Raw genomic sequence first — 20,893 nt, 5'->3', positions numbered from 1 at the left:
TGAAGATAAGCAGTTCAGCTGTAACAACGTAAGCCCACCGATTGGTAGTTCAGGGCGGCTTCGGTTGGGGTGACGAACTGCCTAGCTCAGTCTTTACTGAGGTGCGGCTAAGCGTTTATCAGTTAAAAAGCCGGGGTCGGTTAACGTCAGCAGAAAAGCCCGGATATCCGCTTGTTCCTGCGCCGTGAGGGGAATGCCCAAGCGGCCGTTGGGTTGACGAAGCTGCGCGTCCAGCGTGGGAGAATCCTGCACGCCGTGGTCGTAATGCGCCAGCACTTGCTCCAAGGTCTGAAAGCGGCCGTCGTGCATGTAAGGGGCCGTTCGGGCGATGTTGCGCAAACTCGGGACTTTAAACAAGCCGCGCTCGGCCGGCCGGCCGGTGATGTGAATTCGGCCCGAATCAGTGGGAAAACGGCGGTCTAACCCGTTGTTGCGGTACGATTCGTCGGTGAACAAATCCGAAGCGTGGCAGCTGGCACAACGGCCTTGAAAAAGAGCAAGCCCGCGCAGTTCTGCACTGGCCATGGTGCCGCCGGTTTCGCGGCGCACGTAGTGGTCGTAGCGTGAGTTGGCCGAGGTGAGTGAGGCCGTAAACTGCGTTAGGGCCCGCAGAAACTGCTGCGAGGTAATGGGGCCGTTCGTGCCATACACCGCCGCAAATTGCCGGAGGTAGTTGGGGTCAGCGTTAAGCTTGCGCAGCACGCCCGGCAGCGTCTCGTTCATCTCCAGCGGATTGGTGATGGGCGCCAGCGGCAGCACTTCGAGGTTCGACACACCGCCGTCCCACAGAAAGCTGCGGCCCCAACGCAGGTTTTGCAGGGCCGGGGCATTGCGTGGCCCCAGGCGCCCGTTTACACCCGCGCTGAACCGGACGCCAGCCTGGGCAAAGGCATCTGCCTGGCTGTGGCAGGAACCGCAAGAGACCAATCCGTTGCCCGAAAGCCGCGCGTCGTAAAACAACTGACGGCCCAGCGCGAATGCCGCGGCTGTTGGCGGGTTTTGCCCGGTGCTGTAAACCGGGGCGGGGAAGTTGGCTGGCACCGCAAGGCCGGGAATTTCCGCACCCACTGGTTGCACGTCACGGTCGGGCTGGCAGGCCGCGGCAAGCAGTGCCGCAGTGCATATCCAGAAAACCGCCACGTACCGCATCAGGGAAGAGAAATTTAATGTATCTGGTCGATGCGGAACATGGCGGCCGCGTAGTTATCGGCCAGCAGCATGGAGCGGGGGTCGGAGCTGTGCCCCGTGTTGGGCATCTGCGCAAACCGAATGGTATTGGGTCCCGCAAACATCTTTAGCACATCGGCTTTAAGGTGCACCGTCTGGGTTTTTTCGCTCCGAATTTGCAGCGTAACCCCGGCCGGAAGCGCCGGAGACACGGTTCTGATGGTATTGTTGGGTTTGCGAAACCCGCCCACGTGGTACTGAAGCGCGCCGGTATTGGGGGCCTGGGGGGAATTCCCTTCCAGCTTCAGAAAAATATAGCCCGAACTCCAGCTCCAGTACATGTCGTTGAGCTGGTCCAGCGCCCCCGTTTGCGCACCCGAGGTATTGCGGGCACTATCCACACCAATGGTGAAGGTCATTTTGGTGTAGTCGCCCGCCGGAATTCCCTGCAGCGTAAAGGCTTTCGAGTCGGGCTCGGCTTGTTTAACTAAATGGTAGCTTTCAGGCTCCGCCCATTCGGTACCATCGTTTCGGGTTAGCTTGATGTTGCTGATGAAGTAGTTGAACTTCGTGACTTTGAATTGGTCGCCGGCGGCAGTGGTGTAGTAAGTGGGGGAACCAAGTACTAACTGCTGATTGCCCACTACGTTTTCGAAGGCCAACGCCAGTTGGCCTTTTTCAGGTGTGGGGTCTTTTTTACAGGCTGAAAACAAGGCAGCCGTCAGCAATAGCACGAAGGCGTTTGCGAGAAGGGGCGAAGGCAGAAAACGTTGCACGGCAGGTGGTTCCGAGGTGGGTGGTAGCCAAATATACATTACATCTTGCAGGAGTAATTGCGCGCAACGTAGCCTGGCCCAGGCTTTAGAACCGCAGCAGCAGCTCCGCCTGCTCGCGCAGCAGCTGCGGGTAGAGCGCATGCGTCAGCTGGCCATCTTCGCTTAGGTATTGGTCGATGAAGGGCAGTCGGACGCGTTGCGGCAGCACAGCGGTGCCCAGGTACATGAGCACGTCAGACAAGTGACTTAGAGCCAGTAGGCCACCTTGCCCGCCCGAAGAAAGACCAACCAAGGCCGCTTTCTTCCCGCGAATGCCGCCGGGGTAGGGCAGGCCATCGATAAATGCTTTTAGGGCCCCAGGAAACGAACAATTATACTCTGGCACCACAAACACCAGCTTGTCCGCATCGGAGGCCTGGCGGGCCAAGCGGTTGAAGCCGTCGTGCCGTCCCGTGTTTTCGTAGAGCGCCTCGGTAAGAAAATCGGCTGGCAATTCCACCAAATCCAGAATTTGGTGCGCCGCGTCGTACTCGCTCAGCAAGGCGGCGTACAGATTGGCAATGCGCCGGGCGCGGGAATCGGGGCGGTTGGTGCCGGCTATAATGGTTATCATCGGGGCAAGTATGCAGCAAAGGGAAAAGCAGCAACCTCTGGCGAAAAGCTGTGGTGTTGCTTCACGGCTGAGATGGTGCGTAAACCAAAGGTTGAGTCAACAAAAAAGCGAACCAGCTAGCTGGTTCGCTTTTTTGTTGACTCAACCGGGAAACCTTAGGCAAGGTTATTCGAGGTTACCTTGGCCGAGAGGAATTCGCGGTTCAGAATGGCAATGTTTTCGAGCGAGATGCCCACCGGACACTCGGCAGCGCACGAACCAATGTTGGTGCAGGCACCAAAGCCTTCCTTGTCCATTTGGGCCACCATGTTCTCCACACGGGTTTTGCGTTCCACCTGTCCTTGCGGTAGCAAAGCCAACTGGCTCACCTTGGCCGATACAAACAGCATGGCCGACGCGTTTTTGCAGGCGGCCACGCAGGCGCCACAGGCAATGCAGGTAGCCGCATCGAAGGCGCGGTCAGCAATGTTCTTCGGAATTGGAATTTCGTTGGCGTCGGGTACGCCACCGGTGTTTACGCTCACGTAGCCGCCGGCCTGAATAATGCGGTCGAAGGCGGAGCGGTCCACGCTCAGGTCGCGGTTTACCGGGAAAGCCGCGGCGCGCCAGGGCTCGATGGTGATGGTGTCACCGTCGGAGAACTTGCGCATGTGCAGCTGGCAGGTGGTCGTGCCCGACTCGGGGCCGTGGGCGCGGCCGTTGATGAACAGGTTGCACGAGCCACAAATGCCTTCGCGGCAGTCGTGGTCGAATGCTACCGGGTCGTCGCCTTTACGTAGCAAATCTTCGTTCAGTACGTCGAGCATTTCCAGGAACGACATTTCGGGCGAAATGTCGCGCACCTGGTAATCCACGATGCTGCCTTGTGCGTTGCGGTTTTTCTGCCGCCACACCTTCAGCGTGAGGTTCATCGGTTTGGCGTTGGGGTTACTTCCAGCCATGGGTGTTGTATGACTTAGGCCGTGCGGACCGAGGCCCGCACGGCACAGTATCTGATTTGATTATTTGTAGCTACGCTGGGTGAGTTTCACGTTCTCGAACGTCAACTCTTCCTTGTGCAGGGCCTCGGGTACGTTGTCACCGCGGTATTCCCAAGCTGCCACGTAGGCGTAGTTGTCGTCGTCGCGCTTGGCTTCGCCTTCTTCGGTGGCGTATTCCTCGCGGAAGTGGCCGCCGCAGCTTTCGTTGCGGTTCAAGGCGTCGTCAACCATCAGTTCGCCTAGTTCGATGAAGTCGGCCACGCGGCCGGCGCTTTCCAGCATCTGGTTCAGCTCCTGGTCGGTGCCGGTCAGCTTCAGGTCGCTCCAGAACTCCTTGCGCAGCTGCTGAATGGCTTGCTTGGCAAACTTCAAACCCTCTTCGTTACGTGCCATGCCGCAGTATTCCCACATAATAAGGCCGAGGGCCTTGTGGAATTCGGTAGGCGTGCGGGTACCATTAATGCTCAGCAGCTTCTGCACGCGCTGGCGTACTTCGGCTTCGGCTTGGGCGAAGGCCGGGTGCTCGGTGGTAACGGGCTTGGGCGGCGTGTTGGCCAGGTAATCACCAATGGTGTAGGGAATCACGAAGTAGCCATCGGCCAGGCCCTGCATCAGGGCCGAGGCACCGAGGCGGTTGGCGCCATGGTCGGAGAAGTTACACTCGCCGGTAGCGTACAGGCCCGGAACGGTGGTTTGCAGGTTGTAGTCAACCCACAAGCCGCCCATGGTGTAGTGCACCGCTGGGTAGATGCGCATGGGCATCTCGTACGGGTTTTCGTCGGTGATTTTCTCGTACATGGCAAACAGGTTGCCGTAGCGCTGGCTCACCGCGTCGGCGCCGATGCGCTTGATAACGTCGGCAAAGTCGAGGTACACGGCCAAGCCGGTGGTACCCACGCCGCGACCTTCGTCGCACATCTGCTTGGCGTTGCGCGAGGCTACGTCGCGCGGAACCAGGTTACCGAAGGCGGGGTACTTCCGCTCCAGGAAGTAGTCGCGGTCGTCCTCGGCAATATCCTGCGGCTTGATTTCGCCTTTGCGCACGCGCTCGGCCATTTCCACCGTTTTGGGTACCCACACGCGGCCGTCGTTGCGCAGCGACTCCGACATCAGCGTCAGCTTCGACTGGTAGTCGCCCGACACCGGAATACAGGTGGGGTGAATCTGGGTAAAGCAGGGGTTAGCAAACAGGGCGCCTTTCTTGTGGGCGCGCCACGGGGCCGTCACGTTGCAGTACATGGCGTTGGTGCTCAGGTAGAACACGTTGCCGTAGCCGCCGGTGGCCAGCACCACGGCGTGGGCCGCGTGCTGCTGAATCTCGCCCGTAATGAGGTTACGCGTGATAATGCCGCGGGCCTGGCCGTCGATGATTACCACGTCCAGCATCTCGGAACGGGTGTACATTTTCACCTTGCCGTAAGCAATCTGACGCGACAGGGCCGAGTAGGCACCCAGCAACAGCTGCTGTCCGGTTTGGCCGCGGGCGTAGAAGGTACGCGACACCTGTGCGCCACCGAACGAACGGTTGGCCAGCAGCCCGCCGTACTCGCGGGCGAAGGGCACGCCCTGGGCTACGCACTGGTCGATGATGTTTACCGACACCTGGGCCAAACGGTACACGTTGGCTTCGCGGGCGCGGTAGTCACCGCCTTTAATGGTATCGTAGAACAGGCGGAACACGGAGTCGCCGTCGTTCTGGTAGTTTTTAGCGGCGTTAATACCACCCTGCGCGGCAATGGAGTGCGCACGACGGGGAGAGTCGTGGTAGGTAAACGCCTTCACGTTGTAGCCCAGCTCGGCCAGCGACGCGGCGGCCGAAGCGCCGGCCAGGCCGGTGCCTACCACAATTACGTCGTACTTCCGCTTGTTAGCGGGGTTCACGAGCTTGACGTTGAACTTGTGCTTCTCCCATTTCTCGGCCAAAGGGCCTTCGGGAATTTTGGCTTCCAGCTTCATAGCAGGTGTGAAGTGGTGAGGTTACTTGGTAAAGTAGAAGTACAACGGCATGGCGGCAAAACCGGCACACACGAGGATGGAGAAGGCGTAACCGAAGTACGTGATGAAAGGCGTGTACTTGCGGTGGGTCAGGCCCAAGGTCTGGAAGGCACTCTTGAAGCCGTGGATCAGGTGGTAGCACAAAGCCACTTGGGCCAGCACGTACAGCACTACGTACCACAACTGGTGGAACGAGCTAACCACCAATGTGTAAAGGTCGTCGTTGTTATTGATGTCTGGGTCCAGCGTGCCGAAGCGCGCTTTGTAAAAGAAATTGTATAGGTGAATTAGTAGGAACACCAGGATAACCGTGCCCAGCAGGCCCATGTTGCGCGACTGCCACGGGCTGTTCTGCTCGTTGTGGTTCTGGGCGTAACCCTGGCTGCCGCGAGCCGCTTTGTTGCGGCGCGTAAGCATGATGGATTCGTAAATGTGAAACACAAAACCCGCCACGAGCACCCATTCTACGGTGCGGATGACGGGATTTGTACCCATGAAGTGGGAGTAGATATTAAAAGCGACGCCGCCGTCGTTCTTAAATAGCTGAAGGTTGCCAATCAGGTGAATCACCAGAAACGAACACAAAAACAAGCCCGTAATGGACATGATGATTTTGCGGCCGATGCTAGAGGAAAGCGCGTTACTGAGCCAACTCATAGGGGAACGGAAGGGTGAAAGAAAGGTCGGTTGTACTGGTCAAAGGTACGGGCCGACCCGCTACGAAACAATTAACCCGTAAACGCCTTTAAATGGCTGAACCAGCCCGGTCTGCTTGTCGTTACACTCTGCAGACCACGTTATCAACCCGGAGTATTGGGTTTTTGTTAGGTTGCTTTCTGAATTTCTCTCCGCAGCTTTTAATCGGCACACGCTTATGCTGTCTTCTTTACTTCGCCGCCCAACCGGGCCGGGGCTGTGGCTCTGGTTTGTGGTTGGCTGCTTCCTGCTTTTGGCTCCCGATTCGGCTTGGGCCACGCACATTCAAGCGGGCGACATTCAGGCTAAATCGGACACCACCGCCGCCCGGAATCCGCGCAGGGTATTCTTCAAGATGATCCTGTATATGGAAGCCGGTATACCAGCTACTACAGCAAACAACCCGGAAACGATTTATTTCGGCGACGGCACCCGGCTTGAAGTTACACGCACGAGTGAGAGGCTGTTTCCAGGGTTTGTTTCTATTCTGCAACGGACCTTTCTATTCGAGCACACTTTCAACGCCCCAGGAACTTACGATGTGAGCCATGCGGGGGAGAATCGGTTTTCGAGTGTGGTGAACATAACCAACCCGGCTTCGCAAACTTTTTTTATCTCTACCCGCATCACCATTGACCCATTATTGGGATTGAACCGATCAGCGGTGCTAAACGCACCCGCCGTCGATTTGGCTGCCGTTGGACAGGTCTTTCTGCACAACCCCGCCGCTTCCGATGCTGATGGTGATTCACTGGCGTTTCGTTTGGAATTTTCCCAGCAAGCACGCGGCCCGGTTTCTGTTGTTAATTCCACGGCCCCCATTAACACACCATTGCCCCGGCCTACCGACGGGTATGTTTACCCTAACAACCCCCGCTTTGGCGGAGTACAGGTGCCCTACAGCGGACCGCCCACTCCCACGCTAAACGCTCCGGCTACTTACACTATTGATGCGCGCACCGGACAACTGGTGTGGAATTCCCCCGGCCGCGAAGGCGACTACAACGCGGCTTTTATTGTAGAAGAATGGCGCCGCAACCCCGACGGCAGCCGCAAGCAAGTTGGCTATGTATTGCGCGACATGCTCATCAGAGTAAAAGGCACTACTAACCGGCGGCCTACCGTGTTTGTGCCGCAGGATACCTGCGTAGTGGCCGGCGACCTGGTGGTAGGCAAAGTAAGCGCCACCGACCTCGACGATAACTTTATCCGGTTGCAGGCCTTCGGGGGCATGCTGCCGCCCGCCACGTTCCGCAAAATCAGGAGCAGCAACCGGCCCGGCAGTGCCCGCGGTGAGTTCCGCTGGAGAACCACTTGTGCCGACGTGGGTTCGGAGCCCAAGCTGGTGCTGTTTAAAGCCGAAGACTCGGTGAGTACCAGTGGCCCGTTCGTGCAGCTCATCGACGAGCGGGCGTGGCGCATTACCGTAGTGGGCCCGCCGCCGCGTAACGTGGTGGCCCAGCGCAACGGTAACAACGTAATTCTGACCTGGAACCAGTATGCCTGCCAGCTGAACCCCAACGTGCAGCTGCACATCTACCGCAAAGAGGGTCCTTCCAACTGGAGCCCTGGTGCCTGCGAAACGGGCATTCCGGCTTCCACGGGCTTTGTACGCATTGCCACCGTGCGCGGGGACCTGCAGTCGTACTTGGATACCCGCAACGGGCAGGGCATGGAGCGCGGCAAAACCTACTGCTACCGCATTTACGCTGAGTTTCCGCGGCCAGCGGGCGGCGCCAGCATCGCCTCGGCCGAAACTTGTGTGAATTTCGATGGCCGTCCGGCTGCGTTGCGCAATGTAACCGTCGACGCCACCTCGGCTACTGCCGGCCAGATTACGGTGCGCTGGACCCGTCCTGTGCCACCTACCGGAGCTACGTTCAATACTCCTTCGGGCTATGCGCTGTACCGCGCTACCCAGGCTGCTGCCACTGTGTTTACACGCGTAGACAGTACCACCAACCTGAACGATACCGTGTTTGTGGACCGCAACCTGAACACCGCGACCAACCGCTACCTGTACCGCCTGGTGTTCTTTAACGCTACCACGCCGCAGGGTAGTACCTACTCGCGGGAAATAGCCACGCCGGCCACCAGCGTGCGGTTAATCGGGACTTTCGATACCACCCGCACCCTCACACAGCCGCGCATTATTCTCCGCTGGACGTACAACGTGCCGTGGAACAACTCCCTGCGACCCGTAACCATTTACCGGCAGACCCAAGGCTCAAGTACCTTCACTGTCTTGGCTACCGCGCCTACCGATAGCGCCAGTGGCGGCACGTATACCGATACCGACGTGGTTGCCGGGCGCACTTACTGCTACTACGTAAGCACCGATGGACGGCTTGCGCTGCCCCGACGCACCAACCTCATTAACCTCAGCCAGCAGCTGTGCGTTACGCCGGTGCCGTGTACACCCGTGCTGCGGGTACAGGTCACCAACTGTGACAGTCTGAACGCCAATCTCTTTAACCTAGGCAAGGTGCTGCCGGGTACCACCCGCTACACCAACACCTTGCGCTGGCAGCCCGGCAACCAGCCCAACGGCTGCAACGCCACCGTGGCCTACTACCGCATTCTGCGCCAAAACGCCGAAGGAAGGTTTGTGGCAATCGATTCGGTGAGCGGCTCGATTACCACCTACGAAGACCGCAACCTGGAAACCTCAGCGCAGTGCTACCGCGTGCAGGCCGTGGATGCGGGGGGCCAGCGCAGTGGGCTGAGCAATGCTGCCTGCAACGATAATTGCCCGCTGTTCCTGTTACCCAACATCTTCACCCCGAACGACGACCGGGTGAATGACTACTTCACACCCAAAGTGGCTAGCCAGGTGCTGAGTGCCAAGGTGCAGGTGTTCAACCGTTGGGGCGCGAAGGTGTACGAAGGCCGGGCCAACCCCACTACGCTCCTGCTATGGGACGGCGGCGGTGCAAAAGGCAACGAGGGCATCGATAAGGGTGCGCGCGTAGCCGACGGCATGTACTACTACCTGGTGGATGTAGAATTCGCCGACCTCAACAAAACCAAGAAGACGTTCAAAGGGTGGGTGGAAGTAAACCGCTAAACCCAAATCCTTCCATGTGAAAAGGGCCGTCGGTAACGATGGCCCTTTTTATTTTTAGGCTTGTATGAGCTTCTTCTGGGCCGAATATGGATGTAAAACCAAGTCGCAGCAATCCGGGGAGTAGCGGGCATTGCTAGAGCAGATATACTATCTGCCTAGCCACCTTTTTGCGCATAAGCGCCTGAATGCGCACTTTGCGGCCCGTTTCCGGCCCGCCGAGCTTCGGCAGCCGTAGTATGGGCTTCACCGTTTCCCTTCCTCCATGAAAGCAGTAGTATTTCCCGGCCAGGGCAGTCAGTTTACCGGCATGGGCCGCGAGTTGTACGAGCAGCACCCCGAGGCCAAGCGCCTTATGATGCAGGCCAACGATATCCTCGGTTTTTCCCTCACCGATATCATGTTCAGCGGCTCCGAGGACGACCTGCGCCGTACCGACGTAACCCAGCCCGCCATTTTCCTGCACTCGGTAGCCCTATTTAGTACTCTGCCCGACCTGCGCCCCGACATGGTGGCCGGTCACTCGCTCGGTGAGTTTTCGGCGCTGGTAGCTGCCGGCGTGCTGCAGTTCGATGATGCCCTGCGCCTCGTGGCCCAACGCGCTCAGGCCATGCAGGCCGCCTGCCAGGAACAGCCCGGCACCATGGCCGCCATCCTCGGCCTCGACGATGCCGTGGTGGAACGCGTTTGCCAGGAAATCAGCCAGCAGGGCAATGTGGTGGTAGCCGCCAACTACAACTGCCCCGGCCAACTTGTTATCAGCGGCTCTACGGCGGGCATCGAGCAGGCCTGCGAAGCCATGAAAGCCGCCGGCGCCAAGCGCGCTTTGCCACTACCCGTGGGCGGTGCTTTCCACTCGCCGCTGATGCAGTCGGCGGAGGCAGCGCTGGCCCGCGCCATCGAGCAAACCACGTTCAGCGCCGGCCGCTGCGCCGTATACCAGAACGTAGACGCCGCGCCTCACACCAACCCCGACGAGATTCGCCAGAACCTGGTGCGCCAACTCACAGCGCCGGTGCGCTGGACCCAAAGCGTGCAGCGCATGGCCGCCGACGGCGCCACCGAGTTTGTGGAGTGCGGCCCCGGCAAGGTGCTGCAAGGTTTGGTCAAGAAAATCGCGTCCCAGGTGGACGTTGCATCGGCCGTGTAGTACAGCCTGTTTATCAAGCAAAAAGGCCCGCCGTGATTCGGTGGGCCTTTTTGTTTCAGGATTTTGTGGGTCTACAGGTCCCCCATCCAAGCTTCTACGGGCAGCGTGTCGGGGCAATCGGCCAGCAGTTGTTGCACGGTTTGGCCCAGCGCGGGATGCACCAGGGAAGGAGCTAGGTCGGCCAGGGGTACCAGGGCGAAGCGGCGCTTGTGCAGGCGCGGGTGAGGCAGCACGAGGCGCGGCGAATCCAGCACCACATCGTCGTAGAGTAGAATGTCGACATCGAGGGTGCGCGGGCCCCACATTTCTTCCCGCTCGCGGCCGGCTTCCTGCTCCACCTGCTGGCAGATATCGAGCAAAGCCTCAGGGGCCAGGGCCGTGCTGATATGTACGGCTTGGTTCAGGAACGCGGGTTGGGCTTCGAGGCCCCAAGCAGCGGTTTCGTACACCGGCGACACCGATACGATTTTGCCGGCCTGTTCGGCCAGAGCTACGAGGGCGCGGTGCAGTACCGCAACCCGGTTGCCGAGGTTGGAGCCCAGCAGCAAATAGGCAGTGTGGTTCATGCTAGGCTATACGGTCAAAAAAGGCCAAGGTGGTGTCGGCCAGGGTTTGGGCGGGCTCGGGCAGGTGCGGCTCGGGCCAAGGGTGGGCGCCGCCGAACATATGCCCCGCGGCCGGCAGAATGTGCAGTTCGGTGTCGGGTTTCAGCTCTTTCAGGCTGTGAACTTTGTGCACGGGCAGGGTTTCGTCCTGTTCGCCGTGTATTACCAGCAGCGGTTGGCGCAGCTTACGGCGCACGTTGTGCGGAATATCCAGGCGCAGGCGGTTGGCGTGGAAATCCTCCACAATTTGGTAGTACAGCGGCAGCTGCTGCTTGGTACGGGCGTTTTCCACGTGCCACACGCCGGTTTGCTGCCAGTGCTGCATCATATCGTCGGGCCAGCCGGGGTTTACGTTGGTGATGGGTGCCCAAGCTGCTACGGCCCGAACGCGCGGGTCTTCGGCAGCTTTTAGCATAACCAAACCGCCACCGCGGCTGTGGCCCACCAGGTAGAGGCGCGACAGGTCCATCTCGCTGGCTGGAACGGGTGTGGCACCGGGTTGGTGCAGGGCGTCCAGCAGACAGCCGATGTCGTCGAGCTCCAGGCTGAAGTTGTTTCGCCCGAAGGCGTCGAGGTCCTCCAGGTCGCCGGTGCCGCCCAGCACCACGCCGTTGTGCGAGAGGTCAAGCTTCACGAACACGTAACCATGTTGGGCCACGTAATCGGCCAGTACGTTGAAATGGCCCCAATCCTTGAAGCCCTTGAAGCCGTGCACGAAGACCACCACTGGCTTGGGCTGGCCATCCGGCACAAACCGGGCATCGGCGCCAAAAGCGCGAGAATGGTGCGCGGGCGTCAGCACAAAATCGAGGCGGGTGGGGGAGTTGTTCGCGGGCATGGGCAAGGGGAGGCGGGAATAAAAAGCGGGGGCGGAGCCAGTCGAAATAAATACGTAAAGGGCAGCGAAACCAACGATTTGTTGGCCTGTTTGCTTTAGAGGCCTGTTCCGAGTAAAACACGGGCCGGCTCATGCTCGTTTGCTTTGCGCGTGGCAACCGTTCTCAAGCCGGTGCCGACGGCCGTAAAGCTAGCCGAATGCGCGGGCCGCCGTACCCGCTCCGAACAAAAACCGCCGCCGCGTGCGTATCATTGCGCCGCCCTTCCCCACCGCATGAAGTTTTCGCTGGACGACATACAGGCCCCCATTGCGGCCGAAATGCAGGAATTCGAACAGAAATTCCGGCAGTCCATGCAAACGCGGGTGCTGCTGCTCGATAAAATCATGGGCTACATCATCAAGCGCAAAGGCAAGCAGCTGCGCCCGATGTTCGTGTTTCTGACGGCCCACACCGCCGCGCCCGACCCCGGCGCCCAGCTTTCCGAAGCCACTTTCCGCGGTGCGGCCCTCATTGAGTTGCTGCACACAGCCACGCTGGTGCACGACGACGTGGTGGACGAATCCAACTACCGGCGCGGCTTTTTTTCCATTAACGCGCTCTGGAAAAACAAGATTGCGGTACTTGTGGGCGACTATTTGTTGTCGCGCGGTATGGCGCTGGCGCTGGAAAACGACGATTTCGACCTGCTCAAAATCGTGAACAACGCCGTGCGCGAGCTGAGCGAAGGGGAACTGCTGCAAATTGAAAAAGCCCGCCGCCTCGACATCACCGAGGACGTGTACTTCGACATTATTCGCCAGAAAACGGCTTCCCTTATTGCCTCCTGCACCGCCGTGGGCGCCGCTTCGGCCGGGGCCGACAAAGCCACGGTGGAGCGGGCCCGCCTGTTCGGCGAGAAAGTGGGTATGGCGTTCCAGATCAAGGACGACTTGTTCGATTTCGGCACCGACGAAATTGGCAAGCCCGTGGGCATCGACATCAAGGAGAAAAAGATGACGCTGCCGCTCATTCACGCCCTGAGCAAGGCCTCCTGGCTGACCAAGCGCCGCATTATTTACAACGTGAAAAACAACGACGGCCGCTCCGACCGCGTGCAGGCTGTTATCGAGTTCGTGAAGCAGTCGGGCGGGCTGGATTATGCCATTCAGCGCATGAAGCAGTACCGCGACGAGGCCCTGGAAATTCTGCACACCTTCCCGGCTTCGCCGGCGCGTACGTCGCTGCAGCAACTTATCGATTATACCATCGAGCGGGAGAAATAGGGCGCCGTTGACTGCAGATATTGTGGCTAACACGCAAGAGCGTGCCACGCCCCACACCAAAGCAAACGCCCCGAACTCGTTCTTTGCAACGAGTTCGGGGCGTTTGCTTTGGTGTGGGGCGGAGTGCTAGGCTTGCTCAGCCGGAGGAATTTGGTAGCTAACTTTATCTGGGGCCACGTCCGATACCGCGAAGGTCACACCATCAAAGGTGCTCTTGATGGTTATTTCGTGGGTCATGTCGCAGCCCGGGCACTTGATTTCTTCGGTTTCGAACTGCCCGTCGTCTTCGGTAGAGTTGGCCAGGTGGTCGGCGGGGGGAATACCAATCAGGTCGGTGAATACTTCGGTCTGGCACTCGTTGCATTCAAACTTGAGGCCCACGGTATGGCCTTGCAGTTCACTGATGGGCGTGGGCGAGTTCGGTTTTTGCTGAATCCACATAGGGAAGGGGCGGTTTGGTTGAGAAGGAAATGGGTCGGAAATGGACGTGCCACGCGGCGGCGGCCCGTACTAGCACATACGCACCCCGTCCCGAAAAGGTAACCCCGGCTGTATTCCGACGCGCTGGGAACCGCACAAAAACCTTGTGCGGCCCGGCGTGGTGCTGTACTTTCAGGCCACGTAATTCGGCTGCTTTGCCTTACCCTCTGAGCCATGTCTACCCCCGCTGCTGCCCCCCTCAAACTAGCCCGTGTGCCTCGGCTGCGGTCCTTCAAAAACTCAGTGGCTATGGCTGGCAACCCCGTTCCGGTCATCGATGAATACCTGAACGAATACGGCGACACCATTGGTCTGCACCTGGGCGGGGTAATGCCCACGCTGCTCACCCGCGACCCCGGCCTGATTCAGCACATTCTGCAGAAAAACCACCGCAACTACCCCAAGTCGGAAATGTCGCACGGCCTGGCGCGCTACCTCGGCAACGGGCTGCTTACGTCGGAGGGTAATTACTGGCTGCAACAGCGCCGTCTTATTCAGCCGGGCTTCCACAGGCAGCGCGTAGCCGGCCTCACCGAGCTCATGCGCACCGTTATTGAGGAATGCCTGCAGCCGCTAACTGCCCAGGCGAAGGAGCAGGGTGGTGCTGCGGAAGTGGAAATACACGAACTGATGACGGTGCTGACGTTTCGCATCATGGCGCGCTCCACGTTCAGTTCCAGCATGAGCGAAGCCGAGCTGGAGCGAATGGCCGAGCTGCTGACGCTAAACCAAGCCTTTTACGTGCGTACCCTGCGCCAGCCGTATCTAAAACCCTGGCTGAACGTGAGCGGGCAATACCGCCACCACGACGGGTTAGCCGCCGAAATGCGCAACCTCGTGCGCCGCTACATTCGGCAGCGCCAGGCCGCGCCGGCTACCGAGGAGGCGCCCAACGACTTGCTGCAAATGCTGCTCGATGCCCGCTACGAAGACACCGGAGAACCCATGACCGAGGAGCAAGTGCTCGACGAAGCTGCCATTCTGCTGGTGGCCGGCCACGAAACCTCCGCCAATGCCCTGTCGTGGTTGTGGTATTTGCTGGCCAGCCACCCCGCCGAGGTAGCCAAGCTGCGCACCGAAATGCAGACGGTTCTGGGCGACCGAAGCCCGCAGTTTACCGATTTGCCCAACCTGCCGTACTCCTTGCAAGTCATTCAGGAAACCATGCGCCTGTACCCACCAGCCTGGATTGTGGACCGTGTGGCCCTTGAAGACGACGAATACAACGGCCTGCCCTTGCCCAAAGGCACGCTCATTTCGGGCTACATCTACGGCGTACACCACTCGCCCAAGCTCTGGGACGAGCCCGAAGCTTTCCGGCCCGAACGGTTTGAGAAAGAGCGCCTGCGCGAGCAACCGGCGTATGCCTACCTTCCCTTTGGCGGCGGGCCGCGCCTGTGCATCGGCAACCAGTTTGCGCTTACCGAAATGCAACTGGTGCTGCTGGAAACCCTGCGCCGCTTCGAGGTGGAATTAACCGACGACGCGCACCCCGGTCTGCGCCCGCTCATTACCCTGCGGCCCCGCAACGACATTCGGCTGCGGTTCCGGTTGCGCTGAGAGCTTCGCCGCGCGATAAACCCATTCGCCTTTTGCGGGTTGAGGTTTTGCGTGCAATCGACGAACTTTGAGCGCCGCACGGCTCGCCCGGGTTGCCTGTCTGGGTAGCGTTGCATCTTCTTTTATGCCCAACCACACCTCCATTTCGGCACCGCTGCCCGGTACTCTGACCGAAGCCCACGCCGAAATAGCCGCGCTACGCGCTGCCCTGGTCGATCAGCAAAAGCTGGCGCGTATTCCGGCGCAGAACCCCAACCCAATTTACCGTTTGGGGCCCAACCAGCAGCGGCTGTTTGCCAACCCCGCGGCGGATCGGCTGGCTACGCAACTGGCGCCAGTGGAGCAGGATATGTGTCGGGAAGTAGTATTTAGCTGGGCCATGGAATCCTTGGCCACCGGCGAAGAAATACAGCGTCAGCTGCAGGTGGGCAACCGGTACTTCGCGGCCCACATCGTGCCGTTTAAGCCGGAGCAGTACGTGAACATGTACCTGACTGAGCAGACGGCCCTGGTGCTGGCCCAGCAGGAGCAAGCCGCGCAACAATCCTTCATGGAGCGAGTCCTCGACACGGCGCCCGTGGTCGTGTTCGTGCGCGATGCGGACGGGCGCTACGTATTTAAGAATGCCGCCGCGCGTGCCTTGTGGGAACAGATGACCGAACCTGCATCTACGCCCGAAGTAGCGGCCACACAGGCCAAAGAACAGGCCGGTTACGCTGCCTCGGATGCCGAAGTACTGGCCAGCGGCGAGCAACGGGTAGTGGAAGTGAACCTCACCTTGCCCAGCGGGGAGAAGCGCTGCCTGCAAACCATTAAGCAGCTCCTGCGCTGGGAAAACGGCGAGCCGCACGTGCTGGGCGTTAGCACCGACGTAACGGAGCTGAAACGCGCCACCGACGCCGCCACCGCGGCGGCCAAGGCCCGCGAGAATTTCCTGGCGAACATGAGCCACGAAATTCGCACGCCGCTGAACGGCGTGCTGGGCATGGCCGGCCAACTGGCTAAAACGCCGCTGAATATGCGGCAACAGGAGCTGGTGGGCATCATTCAGCATTCCGGCAAGCACTTGTTGGGCGTTATCAACGATGTGCTGGACATGGCTAAAATCACTTCCGGCAAGCTGGAACTGGCCCAGGACGCCTTCGATATTTGCGAAATGCTTTTCCAGGCGGCGTCGCCGCTTCTGCAGCAGGCCCAGGAAAAAGGCATTACGGTGGTGGCCAACCGCCTGCAGGATTCCTGCCCCAACCCGCGGGTCGTCGGCGACCTGCAACGCCTCAGCCAGATCATTCTCAACCTGCTCTCCAACGCCATTAAGTTTACGCCGCCGGGCGGGCAAATTACTGCCAGTGGCTACCAGGTTGCAGAAACGCCCGACACGCTCACCATCGAGTTCAGCTTCGCCGATACCGGCGTAGGCATTGCGCCCGACAAGCTGGAACGCATCTTTGAGAACTTCACCCAAGCCTACGCCGATACCTCCCGGCACTTTGGCGGTACTGGCCTCGGGCTGAGCATTTCGCGGGCGCTGGTGGAGCGGATGGGCGGCAAACTCAATGTGGTGAGCGAGGTGGGCAAAGGCAGCACCTTCTCTTTCTGCCTCACGCTGCCCCGCGCCAAAGAAACACCCGTAGCCGCCGCGCCCGTTACAACCGATTACGACACCGGCGCCTTGCGCGGCAAACGCCTGCTGCTGGTCGAGGACAACGACATTAACCGTTTGGTGGCGCGCATGCTGCTGGAAGAGTGGGGCGCCCAGCTGGACGAAGCCGAAGACGGTGCCAGTGGCCTGGCTTATGCCACGGACAAGGCCTACGATGCCGTGCTGATGGACATCCAGATGCCCGGCATGAGTGGCCTCGAGGCCACGGTAGCCATTCGGGCCTTGCCCGATGCACAACGCGCCGAGGTGCCCATACTAGCCCTAACCGCCAACGCTTTCCAGAGCGACACCGAGCAGTACCTCGCCGCCGGCATGAACGACTGCGTGGCCAAACCCTTCGATGAGGCCGAACTCTACGGCAAACTCGCCGCGCTGGTGCGGTAAGAAAGCGCCGCTAAAACCTAGTTCCCCTCCTCAGCTGAGGAGGGGTTAGGGGTGGTTGACTTCTTGAGCTAATGGCTGATAGCTGTCAGCTAATAGCTTTTCAACCACCCCGCCCTGCGGGCACCCTTGCTCAGCTGAGGAGGGGAACTGAGCCTAAATTTAAAACCCGGCGGGCCGCTTACAGCCACCAATGCGCCTGCGGTAACGCGCCCCCGCCGATGGTTACGGTTTGCCCAAGCTGGGGCGTGGTAACGGGCAGTTGCTGCCGTTCAGCTTCGGCCACGGCCCGCTTCACGGGCTCGTTCCAGGCATGGTTGGCTTCGGTGAAGGCGCCCCAATGCACGGGCAACAACACTCGGCCGCGCACATCTGCGGCGGCCTGCACGGTTTGCTCGGGCATCATGTGAATCTGGTTCCAGTCGGCGTCGTACTGGCCGCATTCCATCAGAGCTAGGTCGAATGGGCCGTGCTGCTGACCGATGGTTCGGAAGTGCGGCCCGTAGCCTCCGTCGCCACTGTAAAACACGCGTTTCGTAGCCGATTTAACCACCCAGGAGCTCCAGGAAGTGGAGTTGCGGTTGGTAAGGCCACGGCCCGAAAAATGACGGGCGGGCGTGCTGATAATCGTCAGGCCGGGCAGTTGTACCGAGTCGTTCCAATCCATTTCCCTGATGCGTTCGGGCGCGACGCCCCAGGCCAGCAGGTGCGCGCCCACGCCCAGCGGCACGTAGAAATGCGCGGTTTTGTCCTTCAGCCGCAGTATGGTTTGATAGTCGAGGTGGTCGTAGTGGTCGTGGGAAATGAGCACGGCGGTAATGGGCGGCAACTGCTCGGCGGTAATGGCCAGTTGCGGGTTGTAGCGCTTGGGCGTAACCCAGGAAATCGGCCCCATGTTCACGCTCAGCATGGGGTCGAAGAGAATGTTTTGGCCGGCTATTTCCACCAAGCTGGCGGAGTGGCCAAACCACGTTACGCGCAGCGCATCAGCCGTTTTTTGGGTAATGCGGAGCGAATCAAGCGGCTGCATGGGCAGCGGTTGGTTGGGGTCTCGGTGGGGTACTTTGCCGAACAAGAACTTCCACATTACCGCCAGGATATTGCTGCCGGTCATTACTTCGGTGGGCACCAGGTTCTGGAATTCACCGTCTTGGTAATGGCCCGATTTGGCATAAGCCGCGCGTTGCGCTTTGGTGGGTTTGCCGCCCAGTTCCGGGCTGAGGTTGGCGAAGGCCACCCCAGCCAGCAGAAGCAGGGCAATTAGGCTGGCCGTTAACCGGGCAAGGGTGCGAAGAGGTTTGCGCATAAAGCAAGGCAGTAGCGGCAACCGAATGCCGGGCGCCGTTGGAATGGTAGTCGGGGAACAGTGGCAAATACCTTAAACCAACGCCACTCGACCCGTTTTGCTACTTTGCCGCCATGAACCTCCCGATAAGTCTCCTCACTACGCCGGCCGCGGTTGTACCGGTGCTTGAAACGCCCGATTTGATTCTGCGCGCCCCCCTGCTCAGCGACCTGACCGACGCCACTTCCATGCACAACGACCCGGCCTTTTACCGCTTCTTGGGCAACAAACCCGAGAACCAGGAAGGCGTGTGGCGGCGCCTCTTGGGCCACTTGGGGCACTGGGCTTTGCTTGGTTACGGTACCTGGGCGGTTGAAGAGAAAAGCACCGGCCGTTACATTGGCGGTGTGGGTTTCTTCGACTTACAACGCGACCTTACGCCTTCCATCAGCGGGGTGCCTGAGGCCGGCTGGGTGTTTGCGCCGCGCGTACACGGCCGCGGCTACGCCAGCCAGGCCCTACAAGCCGCACTGGCCTGGGCCGATGCCCATTTCACCAACGCCGAGCGTATTACCTGCATCATCGACCCTGACAACGTGGCCTCCCTGCGTCTGGCGGCGAAATTTGGGTTTCAGGAGTATGCACGTACAACCTATCACGACGAACCCATTCTGCTGCTGGAGCGGCTCAAGCCCACAGCTTCATCTTCCACTGAGAAGCACCAGGCGGCAGCTTCGATTTAAGGCAAGCCTGCTCTCTAAAAGGAATAAGAAGCCACGGCAACACGGGCCGGAGCAGTATCACAGCCCGGAGTTGCCAGACCACCATCGTGGCTGATGTTGAAAACGGAAACACAACGGCACGAATGGCGCGGAACCGCAGCGGGGCCGGCAAGCTAAGCTTGCCGGCCCCGCCGTCGTTGCTGAGGTTGCTGATGTCTGGCTCCCCCTCTCCCTTTGGAGAGGGGGCCGGGGGTGAGGCTCCTACTCCGCCAGCAGCTGGTCGATGGTTTTGTTGAAATCGGCCTTTTCCTGCTCGTAGTATTTGCCCGTGCCGGGACCCGAAAAGCCCGTGTGAATCTTGCGCACGTTGCCCTTCTTGTCGAGGAAAATGGTGGTGGGGAAGGCCTTGAAGGCGGCGAGTTGCGGCAGGGAAGCGGCTACCGAATCTTTGTTGGAAATGCCGGCCACGGCCAGGTCGTAGCCCACGTTCATGCGTTCCTTCATTTTCAGCAGCTTCTGCGCGGCTACTTTGTAGTCGGGGCTGCGCTCGTAGCCCAGGCCAATGATTTCCACGCCGCGCTGCTTGTTTTGCTCGTACCACGGCGCCAGGAAGTTGGTTTCGTCCATACAGTTCGGGCACCACGAGCCCAAAATTTGCAGCACCACCACTTTGCCTTGGTACTTGGGGTCGGTGGGGGAGATGGCGCCGCCCTCGTACACGTTCGGGAACTTGAAATCGAGGCGTTTCTGACCGGGTTTCATGCCCACAATGGCATCAGCGTTGGCGAGTTTGGCGTTCGGGTCGGGCTTGGCGGTCCAGGTTTCGTGGCCGCGTTTGCCGCTGTAAAAGTCGCCTTTCAGCGTGCCATCGGGCTGCTTAGTGGCGGTGAACAGAAAACCATGACTGCCGTCGAAGGTGGTCATTTTAACCGTGTTGCCCTCAACCTGGCCATCGAGGTAGCGGTAGTCGCCGGTGGTAGTCAGGAATGTGCCCGCCACATCGGAACCGGTTTGCTTGAAAACGCCCACGGCCGGGTAGGTTTCGCCTTCATCGTCCTTGAAAGTTACGTTCCAGGTACCGTCGACAGACTGCGGCTGGCCCGTAACGGGGAAAACTTTCTGCGCGCCTTTCGTGGCTGTGAACGGTACCCGGTACGGCTCCGGGGCATCGTACTTCACCCACGTGCCTTTGAGCTTGTCGGCGCCATCGGCGCGCACCACCAGCGCGGCATCGAACACACCCAACCGAATGGTAGTGGAGTCACCGGCCGTGGTTATTTCGTCCAGTTTCAAGCGTTCCTCACCGTTGCGCAGCGTAACGGTAGGTTTGCCGCCGTCGGTAGCCACGTCAAACAAAAACGGTATTTCCTGGCCCTGGGTCAGCAGTACGCCGCGCCAGGTGCCGGCGGTTAAAGCAGAAGCCCCCGTAGCATTCTGCTCGGTGCCCGAAGCCGTGGTTTTATCCCCACCGGAATTGCAGCCGGTTAGCGTAGCAGTCAGCAAAGCCACGCCCGTAAGCAGGCGGCCCGAAACGAAACGAAGAGTCATGTGTTTACTAAGTAGAGTAAGGCAGCGGCGTATGCCGCAGCATGGGTAACGTACCTCGAGTACACCCGGCAACCCAACATGGTGCCGAAACCCGCGTAGAACCAAGC

General features: G+C 59.8%; 17 protein-coding genes. 6 read left to right on the top strand and 11 right to left on the bottom strand.

The features are described from left to right. Nucleotides 1–93: 93 nt before the first annotated feature. The 6 genes from ABD903_RS10750 to ABD903_RS10725 form a co-directional block, all read right to left on the bottom strand. Nucleotides 94–1,149, bottom strand: a complete 1,056-nt coding sequence (locus ABD903_RS10750) for a cytochrome-c peroxidase (protein ID WP_345224057.1) — start codon at nt 1,147–1,149, stop codon at nt 94–96. Nucleotides 1,150–1,163: 14 nt separating this feature from the next. Next, nucleotides 1,164–1,943 (bottom strand): MbnP family protein, encoded by a 780-nt coding sequence (locus ABD903_RS10745; protein WP_345224055.1) that lies wholly within the window; start codon nt 1,941–1,943, stop codon nt 1,164–1,166. 85 nt (nt 1,944–2,028) lie between these two features. Continuing rightward, a complete protein-coding gene (locus ABD903_RS10740; RefSeq protein ID WP_345224054.1) occupies nt 2,029–2,556 on the bottom strand; it encodes an NADPH-dependent FMN reductase in 528 nt (175 codons plus the stop codon). Between the two features lie 155 nt (nt 2,557–2,711). Next, nucleotides 2,712–3,467 carry a succinate dehydrogenase/fumarate reductase iron-sulfur subunit gene (locus tag ABD903_RS10735; protein ID WP_345224185.1) on the bottom strand — a complete coding sequence of 252 codons (756 nt, stop codon included), beginning with the start codon at nt 3,465–3,467 and terminating at the stop codon, nt 2,712–2,714. Between the two features lie 90 nt (nt 3,468–3,557). Further along, nucleotides 3,558–5,492, bottom strand: a complete 1,935-nt coding sequence (locus tag ABD903_RS10730; protein ID WP_345224052.1) for a fumarate reductase/succinate dehydrogenase flavoprotein subunit — start codon at nt 5,490–5,492, stop codon at nt 3,558–3,560. Nucleotides 5,493–5,513: 21 nt separating this feature from the next. Continuing rightward, complete coding sequence (locus ABD903_RS10725; protein WP_345224050.1) at nt 5,514–6,188, bottom strand: succinate dehydrogenase cytochrome b subunit; 675 nt, start codon at nt 6,186–6,188, stop codon at nt 5,514–5,516. A 217-nt stretch (nt 6,189–6,405) separates the two neighbouring features. Here ABD903_RS10725 and ABD903_RS10720 point away from each other — a divergent pair, with 217 nt between their 5' ends. Both ABD903_RS10720 and fabD read left to right on the top strand, forming a co-directional pair. Continuing rightward, on the top strand, nt 6,406–9,294 hold the full coding sequence (locus ABD903_RS10720; protein ID WP_345224048.1) for a T9SS type B sorting domain-containing protein: 2,889 nt from the start codon (nt 6,406–6,408) through the stop codon (nt 9,292–9,294). Nucleotides 9,295–9,556: 262 nt separating this feature from the next. After that, nucleotides 9,557–10,441, top strand: coding sequence for an ACP S-malonyltransferase (gene fabD, locus ABD903_RS10715; protein ID WP_345224046.1), 885 nt, complete (start codon nt 9,557–9,559; stop codon nt 10,439–10,441). 71 nt (nt 10,442–10,512) lie between these two features. Here the strand turns inward: fabD and folK are convergent, their stop codons facing one another. Beyond that, entirely contained in the window at nt 10,513–11,007 is a 495-nt protein-coding gene (gene folK / locus ABD903_RS10710; RefSeq protein WP_345224044.1) for a 2-amino-4-hydroxy-6-hydroxymethyldihydropteridine diphosphokinase, read from the bottom strand. Between the two features lies 1 nt (nt 11,008). Next, the gene (locus ABD903_RS10705) at nt 11,009–11,884 is read right to left on the bottom strand and encodes an alpha/beta hydrolase family protein (RefSeq protein WP_345224042.1); all 876 of its coding nucleotides are present in this window, start codon (nt 11,882–11,884) and stop codon (nt 11,009–11,011) included. Nucleotides 11,885–12,157: 273 nt separating this feature from the next. Here ABD903_RS10705 and ABD903_RS10700 point away from each other — a divergent pair, with 273 nt between their 5' ends. Continuing rightward, a complete protein-coding gene (locus ABD903_RS10700) occupies nt 12,158–13,147 on the top strand; it encodes a polyprenyl synthetase family protein (RefSeq protein ID WP_345224040.1) in 990 nt (329 codons plus the stop codon). A 126-nt stretch (nt 13,148–13,273) separates the two neighbouring features. Here the strand turns inward: ABD903_RS10700 and ABD903_RS10695 are convergent, their stop codons facing one another. Next, the gene (locus ABD903_RS10695; RefSeq protein WP_345224038.1) at nt 13,274–13,588 is read right to left on the bottom strand and encodes a hypothetical protein; all 315 of its coding nucleotides are present in this window, start codon (nt 13,586–13,588) and stop codon (nt 13,274–13,276) included. Nucleotides 13,589–13,801: 213 nt separating this feature from the next. Between ABD903_RS10695 and ABD903_RS10690 the strand changes: the two genes are divergently transcribed. Together ABD903_RS10690 and ABD903_RS10685 are read left to right on the top strand one after the other, a co-directional pair. Continuing rightward, on the top strand, nt 13,802–15,187 hold the full coding sequence (locus ABD903_RS10690; protein ID WP_345224036.1) for a cytochrome P450: 1,386 nt from the start codon (nt 13,802–13,804) through the stop codon (nt 15,185–15,187). Nucleotides 15,188–15,311: 124 nt separating this feature from the next. Beyond that, nucleotides 15,312–17,234 (top strand): ATP-binding protein, encoded by a 1,923-nt coding sequence (locus tag ABD903_RS10685; RefSeq protein ID WP_345224035.1) that lies wholly within the window; start codon nt 15,312–15,314, stop codon nt 17,232–17,234. Between the two features lie 178 nt (nt 17,235–17,412). Here the strand turns inward: ABD903_RS10685 and ABD903_RS10680 are convergent, their stop codons facing one another. Beyond that, nucleotides 17,413–18,537: an MBL fold metallo-hydrolase gene (locus ABD903_RS10680; RefSeq protein WP_345224033.1), complete on the bottom strand. Its 1,125-nt coding sequence runs from the start codon at nt 18,535–18,537 to the stop codon at nt 17,413–17,415. Between the two features lie 113 nt (nt 18,538–18,650). On the opposite strand from ABD903_RS10680, the gene ABD903_RS10675 reads away from it, so the two are divergent. Further along, entirely contained in the window at nt 18,651–19,259 is a 609-nt protein-coding gene (locus ABD903_RS10675) for a GNAT family N-acetyltransferase (RefSeq protein ID WP_345224031.1), read from the top strand. Nucleotides 19,260–19,499: 240 nt separating this feature from the next. On the opposite strand, the gene ABD903_RS10670 is transcribed toward ABD903_RS10675, so the two are convergent. Beyond that, nucleotides 19,500–20,786 (bottom strand): peroxiredoxin family protein, encoded by a 1,287-nt coding sequence (locus ABD903_RS10670; RefSeq protein ID WP_345224029.1) that lies wholly within the window; start codon nt 20,784–20,786, stop codon nt 19,500–19,502. Nucleotides 20,787–20,893: the final 107 nt, after the last annotated feature.

The sequence above is a fragment of the Hymenobacter koreensis genome, from assembly GCF_039541855.1.
Taxonomy (GTDB): domain Bacteria; phylum Bacteroidota; class Bacteroidia; order Cytophagales; family Hymenobacteraceae; genus Solirubrum; species Solirubrum koreensis.
The sequence above is the reverse complement of the archived record's forward strand: the minus strand, read 5'-3'. Positions and strand labels throughout refer to the sequence as shown.